Below are 18778 nucleotides of genomic sequence, written 5' to 3' on the forward strand. Positions count from 1 at the left end.
GCGCCCCCTCAGTCGAGGATGAAACTTTCCAGGTACGACGGATCGGCCCGGTCGAGCATCGACTGCGACCGCGCCCGGATCTGCCGGTCGCTGTGCTCGCTCTCGGGCAGCAGCCAGAAACGGTCCTCGCGGATCCCCTCGGCGACCAGGTCGGCGACCTGTTCGACGGGGGTGAACCGCACGTCGTGGCCCGCCTCCTTCATCGCGGCCTCCCACTGCCCGAGGCTGCGGTACGGGGTCCTGCGGGGCCGCTCCTTCGCGTACCGCGCGGGCCGGTTGCGGTGCGACTCCCACAGGCCCGTGCGGAGCATGTGGGGTCCGGGGAACAGCACGGAGGCGCCCACGCGCGCGTGCTCCGCCTTCAGGTGCGCGTACAGCGACTCGGTCATCGTCACCACGGCCGCCTTGGTGACGGCGTACACGGAGGCGGTGGGCAGCGGGGCGATCCCGCCGTCGCCGGACGAGGTGTTGACGACGTGCCCCGGTTCGCCCCCGGCGATCATCCGGGGAACGAACGCCTGGATGCCGTGGAAGACGCCCCACACGTTGACGGCGAAGGCCCACTTCCAGTCGTTCGGGTCGTGCTCCCACATCCGGCCCTCGGCGCCGGAGCCGACCCCGGCGTTGTTGCACAGCACGTGCACCGCGCCGTACGTGCCGTACACGTCCTCGGCGAGCGCGAGGACCTCGGAGCGCTCCCCGACGTCCACCACGCGCGCCTGGACGTCGGCGCCGTCCTCGCGCAGTTCCCCGGCGGCCTTCTCCAGGGCGCCCTCCTCGACGTCGGCGAGGACCACCTTCAGCCCGTCCGCCGCGAACCGCCGTGCCATCGCGAGCCCGATGCCGCTCGCCGCGCCGGTGACGACGGCGACCTGCCCCGCGCGCAGTTCCATCAGGCGCTCCCTTCGGGCGGCCCGTCGAGAATCTGCTGCGGATCGTCGTAGCGCTGGTGGATGTACGGCAACAGGGCCCGGCCGCTGACGCGTTCGGCGACCCTGCCCTTCTGGTCGGTGGTCTTCTCACCGAGGGTGATCTCCACCAGCCTGCGTACGGGCAGATCGGCGACCGGGTCGTACATCGACTCGCGCAGGACGACGTCCCCGGTGACGCGCTCCAGCTTGCGGACCTTCTCGTTGCGCACGCAGTGCACGAGGACCGGGTCGGCGTCGAAGCCCGAACCGTCCACCGCGGGAAGGAACTTGAAGTAGAAGTCGGTCTTCTGCGCGGGTTCGGGCAGCGGCAGGGCCCCGCTCACCGCGCCGCGCACCTCGACGAAGGCGATGCCGTGCCGGGCGAGCACGGCGCGCACGACGAGCCCGTCGCGCTCGACCGTCACCTCGCCGAGCTTCTTGGGCTCCCCGAAGACCTCGCGGCCGCCGATCAGGGCCCGCTCGTGGGTCATCGGCATGACGAGCGGATACCAGCCCTCGACGTCCTCGTGCGCCGCGGCGACGGCGAACGAGCCGGCGCCCAGCGGATATCCGGGCAGATCGACCTTGCTGATGTTCACCCGCACCAGAGGCCGTGCGGTGGGCTTCAGCGGGGGCGGCAGGACCGCCGCGACCGCGTCGGGGTCGCTCTCCCAGACGGCCACCACACCGGTGGACCAGATGTCGGGGAGTCTGGAGCTCGCGGCGCGCGAGGCGGCGATCTCCGCCTCGGTCCGTGCGCCGTACCTCACTCGTGCCATGTCCGTACCGCCCTTCGTAGGCGCTACCTGCTGGGGCGCGCAGCACGCTTGCACCGCGCGGGCGAAAGGTCCATAGCCATGCGCCGGCCGGACACCCGGGTCCGGCACCGGAGCGGACGGACCGGCTTCCCGAACCCCAGAAATATTCGGTGGCCCCGCGGGCCGGCCTCTCCCTAGACTCGGCGATCGCGGGGGCGGCTCCGCAAGCGTGCTTCCTTCTCTCTCCTTCTATGACACCCGTAGCGCGCTCACTCTCCGCCCCCGCCTCACACATTTCCGGATCCCGGGGGATTTCCGCTTGTCCGTACTGTCGTCCGTGCTGCTCCGCCGCCTGCGAACCGTCTACGTCGACCAGGCCGGGCCACGGCCGGGAGACCCGGCGACGACCGAGGGCCTCGTCGCTCTTGAAGCCGAGCTGCTGGACCGGGGATTCGCCCCGTCGGCACCACTGCGCGCCGCGCTCGCCTGGCTCGGACCCGCGGGGCTCGGGGACGCCGGCAGCACCCTGATCCGACAGATCGACGTGGAACTGGGCGCCGACCGCACCCATATGCCGCTGTTCCGCAGCTTCCCGGCCTCGGTGCCCGACGACACCCTCCAGCTCTACGTCGACCGGGTCTTCACGCTGCTGTTGCAGTGGCCCGCCCAGCCGTGCGTGCTGTGCGGCACGGTCGGCAGCGTTCATCCCGTCTCGCCGTGCGCCCATCTGGTGTGCCGCGCCTGCTGGGACGGCGCCGACTACGCCGGCTGCCCCCTGTGCCACCGCCGGATCGACCGAGCCGACCCGTTCCTGAAGCCCGCCGCGCCACGGCTTCGGCGCGAACTCCCCGTCGGACCGCTGAAGTTGCTGGCCCTCGGGACCGATCAGCGGGCGGACTCCGTGAGGGCGCTGCTTCAGCTGCTGGCCCGGCGGACGCCGCTGCCGCCGCAGGACCGGGACGATGTGAAGCTGCTGCTGGCGCACGCGCCCACCGCCCTGGAATGGCTGCCCGCGGACATCCCCGTCCGCGACACGAAGGCCCTGGTGCTCGGGAATCTCCTGCTGGACCGGCGCACGCGCGCGGCCGTGCGCCCGCTGCTCGCCGCGCACCTCACCACGGCGACCGACGTACTGCGGCTGCTGCAGGTCTGGTCGGGCGGCGAGGCCGATCTCGTCGAACTGCGCCGCTTCCGCTCGCTGCCCCGCCCGCTGCGCCGCCAACTCCTCGCCGTACTCGACGGGTTCGATGCGTCGTCGCTGGTCGAGGACGTGCTGCGGCATCCGGTCGGGTGGAAGCGCGCCGCCGAGATCCTGCACCCGTACGAGCGGCACGACCGGCATCCGAAGGCCGCCCTCGCCTTCGCCGTGCTGCGCGCCACCGACACCTCCGCCTCACCGCTCGGCGCGGCCCTGCTGCGCACCGCGGCCGCGCACCCGGAGGCGGTACGGATCGACGGCGCGCGCATCAAGCCCGACTCCTGGGGCGCGCACACCGAACAGGCCCTGCGCGACAAGGACTTGCCCCGCGCGCTCGGCCTGCTCGCCCGGCGGCCGGGCGAACTGCTGCGCAGGCTCGACCACTTGCTGCGCCTGCACGACCTGGAGGAGTTGCCGGACGGGTTCGCCGACACCATGCGGCGGGTCCTGCCCAAGGCCGGTCCCGGTCCGCTGCTCGCCGCGCTCGGACGGCTACGCGTCCGCCATCTCCCCGGCGAGCGGCGGGTGTTCTTCCCGCGCGGCCAGGTCACCCACTCCTTCACGCTCGACGACACCCGGGCCCCGCTGGCCGAGGCGGTCACCGACGGCGTCTGCGCGCTTCTGGAGGCCGAGGCCGTACGCCGGCTGGCGTCCGCCCCGCGCTTCGACCTCGCCGTCCTCGACACGGGCCTCGCGGGCCTGGCCGTCCCCTCCGCCGAGCGCGCGTCCGCGAAGGCGCTGGTCTCGGTGCCGCGCGGCAGCAGCCAGCCGCTCCCCGAGGGGGAGGTCCTGCGCCTCTTCCTGCACTGGACGCAGCCCGCGAAGATCCGCGTCGACCTCGACCTGTCGGTCGCGCTGTACGACGAGGACTGGACGTTCGTGGGCGTGTGCGACTACACGAACCTGGTCCATGGGGAGCGGGCCGCCGTCCACTCCGGGGACCTGACCTCGGCCCCGGCGCCCGACGGCGCCACCGAGTACGTGGACCTGGACCTCACGGCACTCGCCGACGGCCCGGTGCGCTTCGCCGTGCCCATCGTCTTCAGCTTCAACAACATCGCCTTCGAACATCTCCTCGACGCCTTCGCCGGCTTCATGGCACTGCCCTCGAAGGACGGACGGGACGCCTCGTACGACCCCCGCACGGTGCGTCAGCGCTACGACCTGGAGGGCGATTCACGCATCCACGTCCCCCTGCTGGTCGACCTGGAGCGCCGCACGTTCCTGTGGACCGACCTGCATCTGCCGTCGTCCGACGGCTTCCACAGCGTGTACCGGCACAGCGCCGACCTCGGCCGCGTCGGCAAGGACCTGTTCCAGTACTTCACCACCGGCCGGACGACCCTGTGGGACCTGGCGGTGTGGCACGCGGCGGCCCGTACGGACGAGGTCGCGGTGGTCCGGCGGGCGCCTTCGGGTGACGAGCTGTGGCACTACACGCGCGCGGAGGGCGAGACGGACCTGGCCTTCGCCGCCCGCGTACGCGCTCTGGAGCCTCCGGAGCGTCGGCGCCCGGCCGAGGACCCGGAGGGGCTCGCCGCCGAGGCGGCCGCGAAGAGGCACGTCCTGCTCGCCCTGGTGCACGGTGGCGTCGCCCCGCAGGGCGCGAGCGGATCCGTGTACCGGCTGCTGCCCGGCCCCGTCGACGGCTGCGGTCTGGCCGCCCTGACGGCGGGGGACCTGGTGGCGGCGCTTGGCTGAGCGCGTCAACGCCGGGCCCGCCGGACCCGGTTGCGGGACTCGCGCGCTGGTGGCCCGGTGACGGGCCTTCAAGGGTGCCGGATCCGGGAAGGCGGGGGCCGGACTGTCAGTCACGGCCCGTATCCTCATTGACCATGCTCGAAGACCTCACGACCGCAGCGTCCCCAGCCTCCTGGCCGGCCGCGTATCCGCAGGGATACGCGGTCGTTGACGTGGAGACCACAGGACTGGCCCGCGACGACCGGATAATCTCCGCCGCCGTCTACCGGCTGGACGCGCGCGGCGAGGTCGAGGACCACTGGTACACGATGGTCAATCCGGAGCGGGACCCGGGCCCGGTGTGGATCCACGGCCTGACCAGCGACATGCTCGAAGGGGCACCGCTCTTCCAGGACGTCGCCGAGGAGTTCGCCGCCCGGCTCGACGGCCGGGTACTGGTCGCGCACAACGCGGTCTTCGACTGGTCGATGATCGCGCGGGAGTACGCGCGCGCTGAGCGCGAGGCGCCAGTGCGCCAGCGCCTGTGCACCATCGCGCTCTCCAAGGAGCTGGGCCTGCCGCTGCCCAACCACAAGCTGGAGTCGCTGGCCGCGCACTTCGGTGTCGTACAGCAGCGGGCGCACCACGCGCTGGACGACGCGCGCGTGCTGGCCGAGGCGTTCCGGCCGAGCCTGCGGGCCGCCGCGCGCGACGGGGTGCGCCTGCCGCTCCTGGAGTGCCTGCCGCTCAAGGAGTGGTCGGACAGCCCCGCGGCACCGCGCATCGGACGGCAGTCCGGGGGCTACGAGTCCGGCGGTTACCCGTCCGGGAGTTGGCGTCCCTCCCGTAAGCGTCCCGCATGCCCCCATCCCAACCCAGGACGGTACGAGTCGGACAAATCACTCAAGCAGGGCATGCGGGTCGCGTTCTCCGGGGACACGTCCGTCGATCGCGAACTGCTGGAGGACCGGGCCGTCGAGGCCGGTCTGCACGTCGCGACGAGTCTGTCCCGGCTCACCAGCCTGCTGGTGACGAACGACCCGGACTCCAACACGTCGAAAGTGGTCAAGGCCAAGCAGTTCGGGACACCGGTGATCGACGAGGCGGCGTTCGGACAACTGCTGCGCGACGTCGAACCCGCGTCGGAAGGGTGACGGACGTACGGGTGATTGACGGGCGACTCGCCCGGCGCCCGCTCGCCCGCACCGCCCCGGCACCCCACCCTGTGGCGCATGGCGAGATGCGAAGTATGCGGCAATGACTACGGAATGACCTTCGAGGTGCACGCGCAGGGCGCGGTGCACGTCTTCGACTGCTTCTCCTGCGCGATCCACCGGATGGCCCCGATCTGCGAGCACTGTCGCGTCCAGGTCATCGGCCAGGGTGTCGAGGTCGAGGGCCACTGGTACTGCGGCGCGCACTGCGCCCGCGCGGAGGGGAATGCGGGGATCGTCGACAAGGTGTGAGTCCCGGCCCCGGACAGGGCATCGCACGGCCCTCGGCGGGACCCTCCCGCCGAGGGCCGAATCATGCCGAGTACCGTCATTGGGGTGTACCGCTTCCTGTTGTCCCGGCAGTGGGTGATCCTCACCCTCGTGGCCCTCGCGCTCATCCCGACGATGATCAAGCTGGGCTTCTGGCAGCTCCACCGGCATGAGCACAAGGTCGCCCTGAACACGGTGATCTCCGACTCGCTCGCCACGAAGCCGGTGCCCGCGGAGTCGGTCACCGCGCCGGGACAGCGGATCCGGAACGACGACCTGTTCCGCCGGGTGACCGCGAGGGGGCACTTCGACACCGCGCACGAAGAGGTCGTCCGCCGCCGCACCAACGCCGACGGCGAGGTCGGCTACCACGTCCTGACCCCGTTCGTCCTGACCGACGGCCGCGTCCTCGTGGTCAACCGGGGCTGGGTCCCGGCGGACGGCGCGCAGACCGCCTTCCCGAAGATCCCGGCCCCCGCCCGGGGCGAGATCACCGTCACCGGCCGGCTGATGGCCGACCAGACGACCGCCGACAGCGGCATCAAGAACGTCCGGGGCCTGCCCGCCCGTCAGGTCATGCTGATCAGCAGCGGGCAGGAGGCACGGCGGCTCGGCGAGCAGGTCCTCGGCGGCTACATCGAGCAGACCGCGCCGGAGCCCAGGAGCGACTCCCCCGAGCTGATCCCGGACCCCGAGCACAGCGACATCGGCCCGCACATGGCGTACGCGATCCAGTGGTGGCTCTTCTCCGCGGGCGTCCCCGTCGGGTTTGTGATCCTGGTCCGCCGCGAGCGCCGCGACCGGGCGGAGGCCGCCGCCGCGCAGACCGCGCCGGAAGCGGAACCGGCGACCGTGTAGCGCCGGGGCGCGGACTCCGCGCAGCCGTCCTGGAGGCGCCCTGAAGCGCCCTGAAGCGCCCACGCCACTCTGGCGGCCCGATTGACGTCCGCCCCGGTCGGGAACCCGTCCAGCGTGGACCGACGCATCGAGGACTACGCGCTCATCGGGGACGAACAGACCGCCGCTCTGGTGGGCCGCGACGGTTCCGTCGACTGGCTGTGTCTGCCCCGCTTCGACTCGGCGGCCTGTTTCGCGGCCCTGCTGGGCGACGAGGACAACGGTCACTGGCGGATCGCGCCCGAGGGCGCAGACGCGTGCACCCGGCGCGCGTACCGCCCCGACACGCTGGTGCTCGACACCGAGTGGGACACCGCCGAGGGCTCGGTCCGGGTGACCGACCTGATGCCGCAGCGCGAGCACGCCCCCGATGTCGTACGCATCATCGAAGGTCTCAGCGGCCGGGTCAGGATGCGCGGTCTGCTCCAGTTGCGCTTCGACTACGGCTCCGTCGTGCCGTGGATGCGCCGCGCGGACGGCCACCGGGTGGCGGTCGCGGGGCCCGACTCGGTGTGGCTGCGCAGCGAACCGCCCGTGCACACCTGGGGCAAGGAGTTCCGCACGCACTCCGAGTTCACCGTGGCGGCGGGCGAGAAGGTCGCCTTCGTCCTGACCTGGCACCCCTCGCACCGGCCCCGGCCGCCGCTGTGCGACCCCTTCGAGGCGCTGGAGACCAGCGTCCAGGACTGGCGGGCGTGGGCGGCGCGCTGCCGTTACGACGGGCCGCACCGGGATGCCGTCGTGCGCTCCCTGATCACGCTCAAGGCCCTCACCTACGCCCCGACCGGCGGCATCGTGGCCGCCCCCACCACCTCGCTGCCCGAGGAACTCGGCGGCGTCCGCAACTGGGACTACCGCTACTGCTGGCTGCGCGACTCCACGCTCACCCTCGGCGCCCTCCTGGCGGCCGGCTACCACGAGGAGGCCGAGGCGTGGCGCGACTGGCTGCTCCGCGCGGTCGCGGGCGACCCGGCGGACCTGCAGATCATGTACGGCCTCTCGGGAGAGCGCAGACTGCCGGAGTACGAGATTCCGTGGCTGTCCGGCTTCGTCGGCTCCGCGCCCGTCCGGGTCGGCAACAGCGCCGTGGAGCAGTTGCAGCTCGACGTGTACGGCGAGGTCATCGACTCGCTGTCGCTCGCCCGGCGTTCGGGCCTGCCGTCGAGACCCCACATGTGGCGGGTGCAGTGCGCCATGATGGAGTTCCTGCGGGTCGCCTGGCGGCAGCCGGACGAGGGGATCTGGGAGGTGCGCGGCCCACGCCGGCACTTCGTGTACTCGAAGGTGATGGCCTGGGTGGCCGCCGACCGCGCGGTGCGCACCCTGGAGGACGACCCGACGCTCGACGGCGATCTGGAGGGCTGGCGGGCGATGCGCGACGACGTGCACCGGGAGGTGTGCGAGCGCGGCTTCGACACCGAGCGGAACACCTTCACGCAGTCCTACGGTTCGCCCGAACTGGACGCCTCCCTGCTGCTCATCCCGCGGGTAGGTTTCCTGCCCCCCGACGATCCGCGGGTGGTCGGCACGATCGACGCGGTCCGCGCGGAACTCGCCCCCGACGGCTTCCTGGTGCGCCGCTACAGCGCCGCGACGACCGGCGTCGACGGGCTCCCGGGGGGCGAGGGCACCTTCATCGTCTGCTCGTTCTGGCTCGCGGACGCGCTGCATCTGACGGGCCGTACGCGTGAGGCGCGCGAGCTGTTCGAGCGGCTGGCCGGCCTCACCAACGACGTGGGACTGCTGTCCGAGGAGTACGACCCCGTCGCGGGCCGCCAGCTCGGAAACTTCCCCCAGGCCTTCAGCCACATCGGTCTGGTGGTGTCCGCCCTCAGCCTGTTCGGCGTCGAGAAGGCGGGGGAAGCGGAAGAGGTCACACCACCGGGATAGGGGAGGATGGGGTCATGGATCTTGGACTGAAGGATCGTGTGTACGTCGTCACGGGAGCCACCCGGGGCCTGGGCAACGCCGCCGCGCGTGAACTCGTCGCCGACGGCGCGAAGGTGGTCGTCACCGGACGCGACGCGAAGAGCGCGGCCGACGCCGCCTCCGCGCTCGGCGCGAACGCGGTCGGGGTCGCGGCCGACAACGGCGCCGCCGAGACCCCGGCCCGGCTGATCGCGGCCGCCCGTGACCACTTCGGCGGCTTCGACGGCATCCTGATCAGCGTCGGCGGACCGCCGCCCGGGTTCGCCGCGGACAACACCGACGAGCAGTGGATGGTGGCATTCGAGTCGGTGTTCCTCGGCGCGGTACGGCTGGCCCGCGCGGCCGCCGCGGAGCTCGGCGAGGGTGGTGTCGTCGGCTTCGTGCTCTCCGGCTCGGTGTACGAACCGATCCCGGGGCTGACCATCTCCAACGGTCTGCGTCCTGGCCTCGCGGGCTTCGCCAAGTCCCTCGCGGACGAACTGGGCCCGCGCGGCATCCGGGTCGTCGGACTGCTGCCGTCCCGCATCGACACGGACCGCGTCCGCGAACTGGACGGGCTGTCCGCCGACCCCGAGGCCACCCGCGCGGCCAACGAGTCCCGCATCCCGCTGCGCCGCTACGGCACCCCGGAGGAGTTCGGCCGCGCGACCGCGTTCCTGCTCTCGCCCGCGGCGTCGTACCTCACGGGCATCATGGTGCCGGTGGACGGCGGGATGCGAAGCGGATTCTAGACCCGGCAGCCGGGCCCGCCCATGGAAGGAGGTGAGCCCACCCGGGCCACCGCGGAGACGGGCGGACCCGCCCGCCTCAAAGCCGGTGCGCTCAGCAGGGCGTCCGCCCGGAAGGGGGCCGGCCCGCCAGAGCCGTCCCGCAAGCGGGGTGCCGCTCAAGTCACGCACTCCGCACGGCGCTTGACCCCGCAGGGCCGCACCGTCGCGGGGAGCGCGGCGAGACCGCTGCGGCGCATGAACCCGGCAGAACGGTCCCTCCCAGATGCGGGAGGCCCAGCCGAGCCCCCCGCGAAGGCGCCGCACCCCTCAAGTCACGCACTCCGCACGGTACTTGACCCCGCAGGGCCGCACCGTCGCGAGGAGCGCGGCGAGACCGCTGGGGCGAGAGAGCCCGGCAGGGCGTCCTCCCGGAAACGGGCGGGCCCGGCGGCAAGTCCTCCCGGAGGCGGGCGGCTCGGCGGCGCGTCCTCCCGGAAGCCGGTGGCGTCGGCAGGGGCGTCCTTCCGAAAGCAGGCACCGCTCAAGTCACGCGCTCAGCACGGTGCTTGACTCCGCGTAGACGGACCTCCGCGGGGAGCGCGGCCAAGCCGGCCGAGTCACGGGCGTGCGCGAGTGCCTCCACGGTCAGCAGGTGCAGCGCGTGCCCGGGGTCCACATGCGGTTCCAGCAGGAGCCGCACGCGCGCCTCGGGCAGACTGCGCCGGCCGGTCAGATGGACGTGCGCCTGGTCGACGCCGCCCAGCCGGGCCGATTCGGCGGCCAGCACGCCCTCCAGGGCCCGGCCGCGCAGCAGCGCGCCCGCGCCGTCGCCGGTGTCGACGAGCACGTCGGCAAGACGTCGGCGCCGCACGACGGCGACCAGCCACCACATGGCGAGCAGCAGGAGCACCGCGAGCGCGGCGATGACGGCGGGCCACCACCAGCCCTGGTCCCGCCACTTGGTCCGATCTGCGGTACTGAGCAGCACGTCGTGCCGCCCCTCGTAGATCCACCACGAGGGCGGCCGCACGCCGAGTCCGACGGCGAGCACGGAGCCGCCGAGGACGAGCAGCACGAGCCCGATGAAGCCGATCAGTACGCGGTTGACGATCCGGAGCACGGACCTCACCCCTTCCGTCCGGGGCGCGCGACATGCACCGACAGGGCCGGCGAGCGGGCCAGTCCCAGCCCCTTGATGCCGTCGGCGAGTGTGGTGTCGAGGTCGGCGCGCACGTCGTCGAGTTCCCGGAAGTGCGACACCGCGCGGACGTCGACCTTCCGGCGCTTCACGCGCACGCGGACCGACTGCACACCGGCGACCTCCATGGCCCGGTCGCGGAGCGCCATCGCGGCGGCACCCCGGTGCAGTCCGGCCCGGACATCGGCATGGGTGCGCCGCATCGGCAGCACGTCCCGCAGTCCGGGCGTGGCCGCGAGGACGATCAACCAGAGTCCCACCGCGGCGGCGATTCCGGCGCCGACGAGGACCGCGGTGTCGTCGAGCGGCCGTTCGGCGAGCTGGTGGGCCACCCACGTGCGCCAGCGCAGGGCGGACCGCCCCGCGCGCACGGCCACGACGTCGTACAGGAAGGCGCCCGCGGCGACGAGGAGCAGGAACGCGAGGATGCCGGCCGGGATACGGCGCACGGACCAGAACCGGCCCTGACGGCCGTCCTCGTCGTCGACGGTGTTCAGCGGTTCGTAGGCGGCCGCGGAGGCGGACTGCCCGAGCGCGCCCGCGTCCTCCCCCTTCTCCAGTACGGGCATCTTCCGGGTGTTCTCGGAGCCCTGGGGCTCGCTCATTGCGTCCTCCCCTGTGCCGTGCCCGGCCCGTGCGCCAGGTGCAGCCGCTCCACCTGGACAGCCACCTCCGGCACTTCCATTCCCGCCAACGCCCTTACCCGCTCGGTGACATGACGACGCACCTCGCCGCACTGGGCACCGATGTCGGAGGGGTAGCCGAGTTCGAGACTGACCCGGACCCGGGCACTGTGCGTCGGTGTGCCGTCCGCTCCGCCGCCGGTCGACTGCCGCCGCACGACGACCGTCGCGTGCGGGGGCACGGCGTCGGCCGGCAGCGGGGGCAGCGCCTCGCGCGCCGCCTGCGACGCGATCTTCGCGACGACCCGGTCGGCGATCCGGGTGGCGCCCCGCTCGCGGGCCGCGACGGTCGCGAGGCCCGGCCGTGTCTCACCGAGCCGGTCGACATGACCTGGCACGCGTCACCGCCGCCGGTCGTCACGGGCGCGGAAGAAGTCGCCGATGTCCAGGTCCCCCTCCAGGAGCCGTCCGACGACGAACCCGACGGCCCCCAGGGCGGCCACCAGGAGGAAGGCGCCGAAACCGCCGAAGTACCCGGCGAAGGCCAGCGCCATTCCGGCGATCATGCCGATCACGGCCAAGCTCATGATGCGCTCCTCAGCAGTCGGTGGCCGCGTGATCACTCGTGGTGCGGTGGCCGGAGTGTCCGGGGCGTTCCGGTGGCCCGAGGGTCACTGGAGCCGCGTCTCCGGCTCCTCGTCTTCTTCCTCGGGAAGCTTCACATCACTCACCGCGATGTTGACTTCCACCACTTCGAGGCCTGTCATGCGCTCGACCGCCGCGACGACGTTCTCGCGTACGTCACGGGCCACGTCGGCGATCGACACGCCGTAGTCGACGACGATCTCCAGGTCCAGCGCCGTCTGCAGCTCGCCGACCTCGGCCTTCACACCCCGTGACACGGACTTGGAACCGCCCGGCACCCGGTCGCGCACCGCTCCGAAGGTCCTGCTCAGCCCGCTGCCCATCGTGTGGACACCGACTACGTCACGGGCGGCGAGCCCGGCGATCTTCTCCACGACTCCGTCGGCGATCGTGGTCCGTCCCCGCGTGGCGGGATCTCCACCGCCGCGCCTGGTGGGCTTACGGGTCTGCTGGCTCTCCTTCTCGATGTCGGGGCTGTCCGTCCGGTTCCGCTCGGTCATGTCGGTCATTGCCGTACGTCCCTTTCGGTCGTCCTCCTCTGCTCACAGTAGGTCGGGTCGCGCGGTCGCGCGTCGTGGATGGGGCACGCTGGAGCAATGACGGCGGACTGGTGGACGCAAGTGGTACGGCATCAGCTCGGGCTGGGCAGGCTCCTGCCGCTGGGCCTTCCGCGCGACGGCGCGTGGATCACGGAGGAGGCGGCCGAGTCGGTGCTGCGGCGTGCGGCGGCCGGTGTGGACGGTGTGCGGCTCGGCGCGCTCCGGATCGCGCTCGCCGATCCTGACCGGACCGGCACGCCCGCGGTGCCGCCCCCACCCAGTGCGCTGCCGCCCGGCCCGCTGCGCGTCACCGCGGAGTTCCTGGCCTCGGCGGATCCGACGGTCCCCGGCGTCGAGCCCCTCCCGGCCACCGCGGCCCGGCTGCGCCTGACCCTGGCCACCGCGGCGACACAGCGGCTCGGCCTCGACGTCAGCGGGGTGGACCTGCGGGTGACGGACCTGCTGGAGGAGGACGAGGCGTTCACGGCTCTCCCGGCGGACGAGCAACGGGAGGCACCCGCGGCCGTACCGGCCGACGCCGCACGGAACACCCGGACCGCCCACGCGGCCGACGGCGTACCGGACACCCCGGCCACCGTGCCGACCACCGAGGCAGGGGTGACACAGCCCGCCGACCCGGCCGACGACGCACGGGAGAGTTCCGTCGTCGTACCGGCCGATGACGTGCGCAGGGCGCCCGTACCGAAGGACCCCGAGCAGGCGCGGATCGCGGCGGCCGCCCTGGCCGTCCCGGGCGTGACCCGTCTGACGGGCGCGCTGGGCCCACCGGTCCACGTGGAGACCGCGCCCGCCACGGAACCGGCCCTGCCGCGCCGGCACATCCGCGTCGAACTCGCGGTCTCCCCGGAAGAGCGGGCGGTGGACGTGGCACGGGCGGTCAGGGCGGCGATCACGGAGGCCGCACGGGACACCCCGTCCGTGGCGGTACTGGTGACCGCCGTGAGCCAGGACGCCCGTCCTTAGGGAACCAGGACGTCCGTCCTCAGGGAGTCAGGACGCCTGCCCGTCCTCGGAGGGTGTCGCGCCCAGGACGGGCTCCGTCCTCGGGGGGTGTCCCGCCATGGGGCTTCAGGGGGGCTAGTCCCCCACGCCCGCGAGGTCGCGGAGCCGGCGCGCCTGGGAGGCTCGCTCGGCGGTGCGCTGCTCCTCGTACGACCGCTCCTGTGCTCCGCGCAGCAGGGCCTTCGTCTCGATCACGGCGTCCCGCGGCGCGGCCAGCAGTGCCGCGGTCAGGTCGCGGACCGCTGCGTCGAGCTGCTCGCCGGGCACGGCGAGGTTGGCGAGCCCGGTGCGCTCGGCCTCCTCGGCCAGGACGAAGCGGCCCGTGGCGCAGATCTCGAGCGCGCGGGCGTATCCCACGAGGCTGACCAGCGGGTGCGTCCCCGTGAGGTCGGGCACCAGACCGAGGCTGGTCTCGCGCATGGCGAACTGCACGTCGTCGGCGACGACGCGCAGGTCACAGGCGAGCGCGAGCTGGAACCCCGCACCGATGGCATGCCCCTGTACGGCGGCGATGGAGACGATGTCGCTGCGCCGCCACCAGGTGAACGCCTCCTGGTACTCGGCGATGGTCGCGTCGAGCTCGGCGTCGGAGCCGCGCGCGAGGTCGATGAACGACGGTTCCCCGTCGAAGCCCTCGGGCGTGAACGCCTGCCGGTCGAGCCCCGCGGAGAAGGACTGGCCCTCGGCGCGCAGGACGACCACCCGGACGGAGCCTGGCAATGACCGCCCGGCCTGCGTCAAGGCCCGCCAGAGAGCAGGACTCTGGGCATTGCGCTTGGCCGGATTGGTCAGCGTCACCGTGGCGATCGCGCCGTCGACGGTGAGCCGTACGCCGTCCTTGTCGAGTACCGGGTCGAGATCCTTGTCGAGCGAAGCCATGGGGTGCCTCCGATGGGTGCGGTCGGATCAGACGCGCACCCCGCGAAGACACGAGGAACGCACCTAAGTGACTGCACAGTAACCACCCGGTCGGTCACCCGACCGACCGGGTGGTCACCACCGAAGCCGATGGGGACGCCCGGCCTCAGGCCGAGGCGGCCTTCTTGCCCCGCGTCGCTCCGCCACGCCCTCGGAGCGTGACACCCGACTCGCTGAGCATCCGGTGCACAAAGCCATACGAACGGCCGGTCTCTTCGGCCAGCGCTCGGATGCTCGCACCGGAGTCGTACTTCTTCTTCAGGTCTGCCGCGAGCTTGTCGCGCGCGGCGCCGGTAACCCGGCTGCCCTTCTTCAGAGTCTCGGCCACCCGGTCCTCCTCATGGGAAGTGCGCTCTGGACTCTCATGATCACCCCTTCCGGGCGTCATGGCCACCCATTCGGCAAGGTCCGTAAGACAAGGTTTTGACGACAGGAGTCCGTCCCCACGAGTGGAATCTGTGGTTCCGGCCGGTGCCGTCCGTACAGCCGAACGGGTTCTTCTGTGAAGTGCCTGGTCAGCGACGCAGAACGGCCGAGTCCTCGGTAACAAAGGACTCGGCCGTGAAATCGATGTACGACACACCTCGGTACGAGGAGATCTCACACAGATGATGGATCACGGATCGGCCGAATGATCCATACGCAGTGGATCAGTCATTCGATCACGTGGCGCGGACCCCCTCCCGGAGGCCGCGCACGGGCTCAGGCGAGGGCCACCAGGTCGGCGTAGTCGGCGCCCCACAGGTCCTCGACGCCGTCCGGCAGGAGGATGATCCGCTCCGGCTGGAGCGCCTGGACGGCGCCCTCGTCGTGAGTGACGAGGACGACGGCGCCCTTGTAGGTGCGCAGCGCGCCGAGGATCTCCTCGCGGCTGGCCGGGTCGAGGTTGTTCGTCGGCTCGTCGAGCAGCAGCACGTTCGCGGACGAGACCACGAGGGTTGCGAGCGCGAGCCGGGTCTTCTCGCCGCCGGAGAGCACGCCGGCCGGCTTGTCGACGTCGTCGCCGGAGAACAGGAACGAGCCGAGCGTCTTGCGGACCTCGACCAGGTCCAGGTCGGGCGCGGCGGAGCGCATGTTCTCCAGGACCGTGCGCTCGGGGTCGAGGGTCTCGTGCTCCTGCGCGTAGTAGCCGAGCTTGAGGCCGTGGCCCTCGATGACCTCTCCGGTGTCGGGCTTCTCGGCTCCTCCGAGCAGACGCAGGAGGGTCGTCTTGCCGGCGCCGTTCAGGCCGAGGATGACGACGCGGGAGCCCTTGTCGATGGCCAGGTCGACGTCGGTGAAGATCTCCAGGGAGCCGTACGACTTCGACAGGCCCTCCGCCATGAGCGGGGTCCTGCCGCAGGGCGAGGGCTCGGGGAAGCGCAGCTTGGCGACCTTGTCGGAGACACGGACGGCGTCCAGGCCGGCGAGCAGCCGGTCGGCGCGCTTGGCCATGTTCTGGGCGGCGACCGTCTTGGTGGCCTTGGCGCGCATCTTGTCGGCCTGCGCGTTCAGTGCCGCGGCCTTCTTCTCGGCGTTCTGGCGCTCGCGCTTGCGGCGCTTCTCGTCGGCCTCGCGCTGCTGCTGGTAGAGCTTCCAGCCCATGTTGTAGACGTCGATCTGGGCGCGGTTGGCGTCCAGGTAGAACACCTTGTTGACGACCGTCTCGACGAGGTCGACGTCGTGGGAGATCACGATGAAGCCGCCGCGGTAGCTCTTCAGGTAGTCGCGCAGCCAGACGATCGAGTCGGCGTCGAGGTGGTTCGTCGGCTCGTCGAGCAGCAGGGTGTCGGCGTCCGAGAAGAGGATGCGGGCCAGCTCGATACGGCGGCGCTGACCGCCGGAGAGCGTGTGCAGGGGCTGGCCGAGCACCCGGTCGGGCAGGTTGAGCGCGGCGGCGATGGTGGCGGCCTCTGCCTCGGCGGAGTACCCGCCCTTGGTGAGGAACTCGGTCTCCTGGCGCTCGTACTGCCGCATGGCCTTCTCGCGGGTGGCGCCCGCGCCGTTGGCGATGCGCTGTTCGTTCTCGCGCATCTTGCGGATCAGGACGTCCAGGCCGCGGGCCGACAGGACGCGGTCGCGGGCGAGGACGTCGAGGTCGCCGGTGCGGGGGTCCTGCGGCAGGTAGCCGACCTCGCCGGAGCGGGCGACGGTGCCCGCGGCGGGCTGGCCTTCGCCCGCGAGGACCTTGGTGAGGGTCGTCTTGCCCGCGCCGTTGCGGCCGACCAGGCCGATGCGGTCGCCCTTCGTGATGCGGAAGGTGGCGGACTCGATAAGGATGCGGGCGCCGGCGCGCAGCTCGATACCGGAGGCGGAAATCACGGACAGACTCCAGGGCAGGGTTGTTGGCGGGGTGGACGGCTGAGGACGTTCCCGCCGTCTAATGCGCGAGGAGAATGGCCATGGGCCAAGTCTAACGGGGCGGTGCAAGCGCTTTTCCGGTGTGCGGGCGTCGCGCACTGTGACACTCGGCCCGCCGCACGGCGTCGGCCGGGTGTCTGTCCGGGGCCTGTCGGCGTCTGCTCGACGCCTGGGGGCGCGGCGCGGGGTGATCCGGTCGTGGTCGTCCACGGCGACGATCTCGCCGGTCCCGCTGTGACGATTCTCGCGGTCCGGCCGGCGGAGGCGGCGCTGGGCCGCGCGATCGCCCGGGACACGGCGGCCCGGTCCGGGCGTCGCCCGTTCGGACCTCGGGCCGGAGCCAGGGGCCCGGGGGCGTACGAGGATGGCGCCACGGAGCGACGTACGGCAGGAAGTGGTGTGCCCATGCAGTTCGACGACGACGCCGATCTGGACACCTCCGAGGTGCAGGATGTGCGCGGCAGTCGAATCCCGGGCGGCAGGGCGACCGTCGGCGGCGGCCTCGCCGGCCTGACCGCCCTGGTCGTCGGACTGCTCTTCGGGGTGGGTCCCGACCGGCTCGGGCTCTCCTCGGGCGGCGAACAGCCCGGGTCGACCGCCGCCTCCCTCGCGCAGGTGCAGCGGACCTGCCGGACGGGGCGGGACGCGAACGCCCAGGAGGACTGCCGGACCGTGGCGGTGGTCAACAGCGTCCAGGCCTACTGGACCCGGGAGTTCGCGCGCAGGGGCGGCACCTACACCCGCGCCCCGACGGTGTTCTTCGGCGGCCGGGTCGACACCGCGTGCGGCACCGCGTCGTCGTCCGTCGGACCCTTCTACTGTCCCGGCGACCGCAGGGTCTATCTGGACCTCCGCTTCTTCGGCGATCTTCGTACGACGTTCGGCGCCGGCGGCGGACCGTTCGCGCAGGCGTACGTGGTGGCGCACGAGTACGGGCATCACGTGCAGTACCTGATGGGCACGCTCGCCCGGTCGCAGGACGGCGTGACCGGCGCGAACAGCAACTCGGCGAAGGTGGAGCTCCAGGCCGACTGCTACGCGGGGGTGTGGGCGCGGCACGCGACCACCACGCCCTCCTCGTCGACGGGCAAGCCGTTGCTGACCTCGCTGACGGACGCCGACATCCGCGACGGCCTGGACGCGGCGGCGGCCGTCGGCGACGACCGGATCCAGTCGAGGTACCAGGGCCGGGTGACCCCGGAGACCTGGACGCACGGTTCTGCCCGTCAGCGGCAGCAGTGGTTCTACCAGGGCTTCACCAGCGGCGACATGGCGCAGTGCAACACGTTCCGGTGAGCGGGAGCCGGCCCGGATTCCGGGCCGGACGCCGGGCCGGGGGTGCCGCGGTGGCGGCCCGGTCCCGCGGCGGTGGCCGGATTCCGGGCCGCGGGGCGTTGTCAGTGGCCGGTGCCAGACTGGGCAGCGGATCGGAATCCGGCAGTGTGTGACGAGACGGAGTGATTCGGTATGGCTGGTATGAACGGCGGGCGCCCCAGCATCTACCCCTCGATGCTGTACACCGACGCGAAGGCGGCGATCAGGCAGCTCACGGAGGCCTTCGGCTTCACCGAGCTGTCCGTCTACGAGGGTGAGGACGGCTCGGTGATGCACGCCGAACTGGTGCAGGGCAACGGCGCGGTGATGCTCGGTTCCAAGGGCCGCGGCGGCCGCTTCGACGAGGCGATGAAGAGCGCGGGCCCGTGCGGGGTGTACATCGTCGTGGACGACGTCGACGCACACCACCAGCGCGCCGTGGACCACGGCGCGGAGATCCTGATGGCCCCGACCGACCAGGACTACGGCTCGCGGGACTACATGGCCCGCGACATCGAGGGCAACATCTGGAGCTTCGGCACCTACGCCCCGGAGATAGGCGCGTAGAGCCCGGCAGGGCGGCGGCCCGCGCCTGCTCCCGGCCGGCTCCC

General features: G+C 72.2%; 19 protein-coding genes. 9 read left to right on the forward strand and 10 right to left on the reverse strand.

The window, feature by feature from the left end:
• Positions 1–8: 8 nt before the first annotated feature.
• Both ACFYR3_RS00260 and ACFYR3_RS00265 read right to left on the reverse strand, forming a co-directional pair.
• Positions 9–893, reverse strand: coding sequence for an SDR family NAD(P)-dependent oxidoreductase (locus tag ACFYR3_RS00260; protein ID WP_389280797.1), 885 nt, complete (start codon positions 891–893; stop codon positions 9–11).
• Complete coding sequence (locus ACFYR3_RS00265) at positions 893–1690, reverse strand: acetoacetate decarboxylase family protein (RefSeq protein WP_355843771.1); 798 nt, start codon at positions 1688–1690, stop codon at positions 893–895. Before ACFYR3_RS00265 ends, ACFYR3_RS00260 begins: the two co-directional genes overlap by 1 nt.
• A 298-nt stretch (positions 1691–1988) precedes the next feature.
• On the opposite strand from ACFYR3_RS00265, the gene ACFYR3_RS00270 reads away from it, so the two are divergent.
• The 6 genes from ACFYR3_RS00270 to ACFYR3_RS00295 all read left to right on the forward strand — a co-directional run bounded on the left by ACFYR3_RS00270 (position 1989) and on the right by ACFYR3_RS00295 (position 9588).
• The gene (locus tag ACFYR3_RS00270) at positions 1989–4568 is read left to right on the forward strand and encodes an MXAN_6230/SCO0854 family RING domain-containing protein (protein ID WP_389280799.1); all 2580 of its coding nucleotides are present in this window, start codon (positions 1989–1991) and stop codon (positions 4566–4568) included.
• Between the two features lie 134 nt (positions 4569–4702).
• Positions 4703–5701: a DEDDh family exonuclease gene (locus ACFYR3_RS00275; protein ID WP_355843765.1), complete on the forward strand. Its 999-nt coding sequence runs from the start codon at positions 4703–4705 to the stop codon at positions 5699–5701.
• A gap of 78 nt (positions 5702–5779) precedes the next feature.
• A complete protein-coding gene (locus ACFYR3_RS00280) occupies positions 5780–6013 on the forward strand; it encodes a hypothetical protein (protein ID WP_351128002.1) in 234 nt (77 codons plus the stop codon).
• Between the two features lie 84 nt (positions 6014–6097).
• The gene (locus tag ACFYR3_RS00285; protein ID WP_389281208.1) at positions 6098–6889 is read left to right on the forward strand and encodes an SURF1 family protein; all 792 of its coding nucleotides are present in this window, start codon (positions 6098–6100) and stop codon (positions 6887–6889) included.
• Between the two features lie 114 nt (positions 6890–7003).
• The gene (locus tag ACFYR3_RS00290; protein WP_355843759.1) at positions 7004–8818 is read left to right on the forward strand and encodes a glycoside hydrolase family 15 protein; all 1815 of its coding nucleotides are present in this window, start codon (positions 7004–7006) and stop codon (positions 8816–8818) included.
• Positions 8819–8832: 14 nt separating this feature from the next.
• Positions 8833–9588, forward strand: a complete 756-nt coding sequence (locus tag ACFYR3_RS00295) for an SDR family oxidoreductase (protein ID WP_355843756.1) — start codon at positions 8833–8835, stop codon at positions 9586–9588.
• Positions 9589–10108: 520 nt separating this feature from the next.
• Here ACFYR3_RS00295 and amaP read toward each other — a convergent pair.
• The 5 genes from amaP to ACFYR3_RS00320 form a co-directional block, all read right to left on the reverse strand.
• On the reverse strand, positions 10109–10687 hold the full coding sequence (gene amaP / locus ACFYR3_RS00300) for an alkaline shock response membrane anchor protein AmaP (RefSeq protein WP_355843753.1): 579 nt from the start codon (positions 10685–10687) through the stop codon (positions 10109–10111).
• Positions 10688–10692: 5 nt separating this feature from the next.
• Positions 10693–11370, reverse strand: coding sequence for a DUF6286 domain-containing protein (locus ACFYR3_RS00305; protein ID WP_355843751.1), 678 nt, complete (start codon positions 11368–11370; stop codon positions 10693–10695).
• Positions 11367–11786: an Asp23/Gls24 family envelope stress response protein gene (locus tag ACFYR3_RS00310; RefSeq protein WP_389280803.1), complete on the reverse strand. Its 420-nt coding sequence runs from the start codon at positions 11784–11786 to the stop codon at positions 11367–11369. The genes ACFYR3_RS00305 and ACFYR3_RS00310 overlap by 4 nt, the downstream gene beginning before the upstream one ends.
• Before the next feature lie 3 nt (positions 11787–11789).
• Positions 11790–11975 carry a hypothetical protein gene (locus ACFYR3_RS00315; protein ID WP_261703263.1) on the reverse strand — a complete coding sequence of 62 codons (186 nt, stop codon included), beginning with the start codon at positions 11973–11975 and terminating at the stop codon, positions 11790–11792.
• Positions 11976–12059: 84 nt separating this feature from the next.
• Positions 12060–12542, reverse strand: a complete 483-nt coding sequence (locus tag ACFYR3_RS00320; protein ID WP_355843748.1) for an Asp23/Gls24 family envelope stress response protein — start codon at positions 12540–12542, stop codon at positions 12060–12062.
• Positions 12543–12629: 87 nt separating this feature from the next.
• Here ACFYR3_RS00320 and ACFYR3_RS00325 point away from each other — a divergent pair, with 87 nt between their 5' ends.
• Entirely contained in the window at positions 12630–13556 is a 927-nt protein-coding gene (locus tag ACFYR3_RS00325; protein ID WP_355843745.1) for a nucleopolyhedrovirus P10 family protein, read from the forward strand.
• Positions 13557–13670: 114 nt separating this feature from the next.
• On the opposite strand, the gene ACFYR3_RS00330 is transcribed toward ACFYR3_RS00325, so the two are convergent.
• From ACFYR3_RS00330 to ACFYR3_RS00340, 3 genes are all read right to left on the reverse strand, one after another.
• Positions 13671–14474, reverse strand: coding sequence for an enoyl-CoA hydratase/isomerase family protein (locus ACFYR3_RS00330; RefSeq protein WP_355843742.1), 804 nt, complete (start codon positions 14472–14474; stop codon positions 13671–13673).
• Between the two features lie 145 nt (positions 14475–14619).
• Positions 14620–14841 carry a helix-turn-helix domain-containing protein gene (locus ACFYR3_RS00335; protein ID WP_006123601.1) on the reverse strand — a complete coding sequence of 74 codons (222 nt, stop codon included), beginning with the start codon at positions 14839–14841 and terminating at the stop codon, positions 14620–14622.
• Between the two features lie 374 nt (positions 14842–15215).
• On the reverse strand, positions 15216–16814 hold the full coding sequence (locus tag ACFYR3_RS00340) for an ABC-F family ATP-binding cassette domain-containing protein (protein WP_355843739.1): 1599 nt from the start codon (positions 16812–16814) through the stop codon (positions 15216–15218).
• Between the two features lie 444 nt (positions 16815–17258).
• Between ACFYR3_RS00340 and ACFYR3_RS00345 the strand changes: the two genes are divergently transcribed.
• Positions 17259–18149, forward strand: coding sequence for a neutral zinc metallopeptidase (locus tag ACFYR3_RS00345; RefSeq protein ID WP_389280806.1), 891 nt, complete (start codon positions 17259–17261; stop codon positions 18147–18149).
• Positions 18150–18320: 171 nt separating this feature from the next.
• A complete protein-coding gene (locus ACFYR3_RS00350; RefSeq protein ID WP_355843733.1) occupies positions 18321–18734 on the forward strand; it encodes a VOC family protein in 414 nt (137 codons plus the stop codon).
• Positions 18735–18778: the final 44 nt, after the last annotated feature.

It is taken from the genome of Streptomyces sp. NPDC005784 (assembly GCF_042871525.1).
Classification (GTDB): domain Bacteria; phylum Actinomycetota; class Actinomycetes; order Streptomycetales; family Streptomycetaceae; genus Streptomyces.

Bases quoted from the DNA above. Each gene is read 5' to 3' on its own strand.
- ACFYR3_RS00260 (WP_389280797.1), bottom strand. From the start codon at position 893: ATGGAACTGCGCGCGGGGCAGGTCGCCGTCGTCACCGGCGCGGCGAGC.
- ACFYR3_RS00265 (WP_355843771.1), bottom strand. From the start codon at position 1,690: ATGGCACGAGTGAGGTACGGCGCACGGACCGAGGCGGAGATCGCCGCC.
- ACFYR3_RS00275 (WP_355843765.1), top strand. From the start codon at position 4,703: ATGCTCGAAGACCTCACGACCGCAGCGTCCCCAGCCTCCTGGCCGGCC.
- ACFYR3_RS00280 (WP_351128002.1), top strand. From the start codon at position 5,780: ATGGCGAGATGCGAAGTATGCGGCAATGACTACGGAATGACCTTCGAG.
- ACFYR3_RS00295 (WP_355843756.1), top strand. From the start codon at position 8,833: ATGGATCTTGGACTGAAGGATCGTGTGTACGTCGTCACGGGAGCCACC.
- ACFYR3_RS00305 (WP_355843751.1), bottom strand. From the start codon at position 11,370: ATGAGCGAGCCCCAGGGCTCCGAGAACACCCGGAAGATGCCCGTACTG.
- ACFYR3_RS00315 (WP_261703263.1), bottom strand. From the start codon at position 11,975: ATGAGCTTGGCCGTGATCGGCATGATCGCCGGAATGGCGCTGGCCTTC.
- ACFYR3_RS00320 (WP_355843748.1), bottom strand. From the start codon at position 12,542: ATGACCGACATGACCGAGCGGAACCGGACGGACAGCCCCGACATCGAG.
- ACFYR3_RS00325 (WP_355843745.1), top strand. From the start codon at position 12,630: ATGACGGCGGACTGGTGGACGCAAGTGGTACGGCATCAGCTCGGGCTG.
- ACFYR3_RS00330 (WP_355843742.1), bottom strand. From the start codon at position 14,474: ATGGCTTCGCTCGACAAGGATCTCGACCCGGTACTCGACAAGGACGGC.
- ACFYR3_RS00345 (WP_389280806.1), top strand. From the start codon at position 17,259: ATGCAGTTCGACGACGACGCCGATCTGGACACCTCCGAGGTGCAGGAT.
- ACFYR3_RS00350 (WP_355843733.1), top strand. From the start codon at position 18,321: ATGGCTGGTATGAACGGCGGGCGCCCCAGCATCTACCCCTCGATGCTG.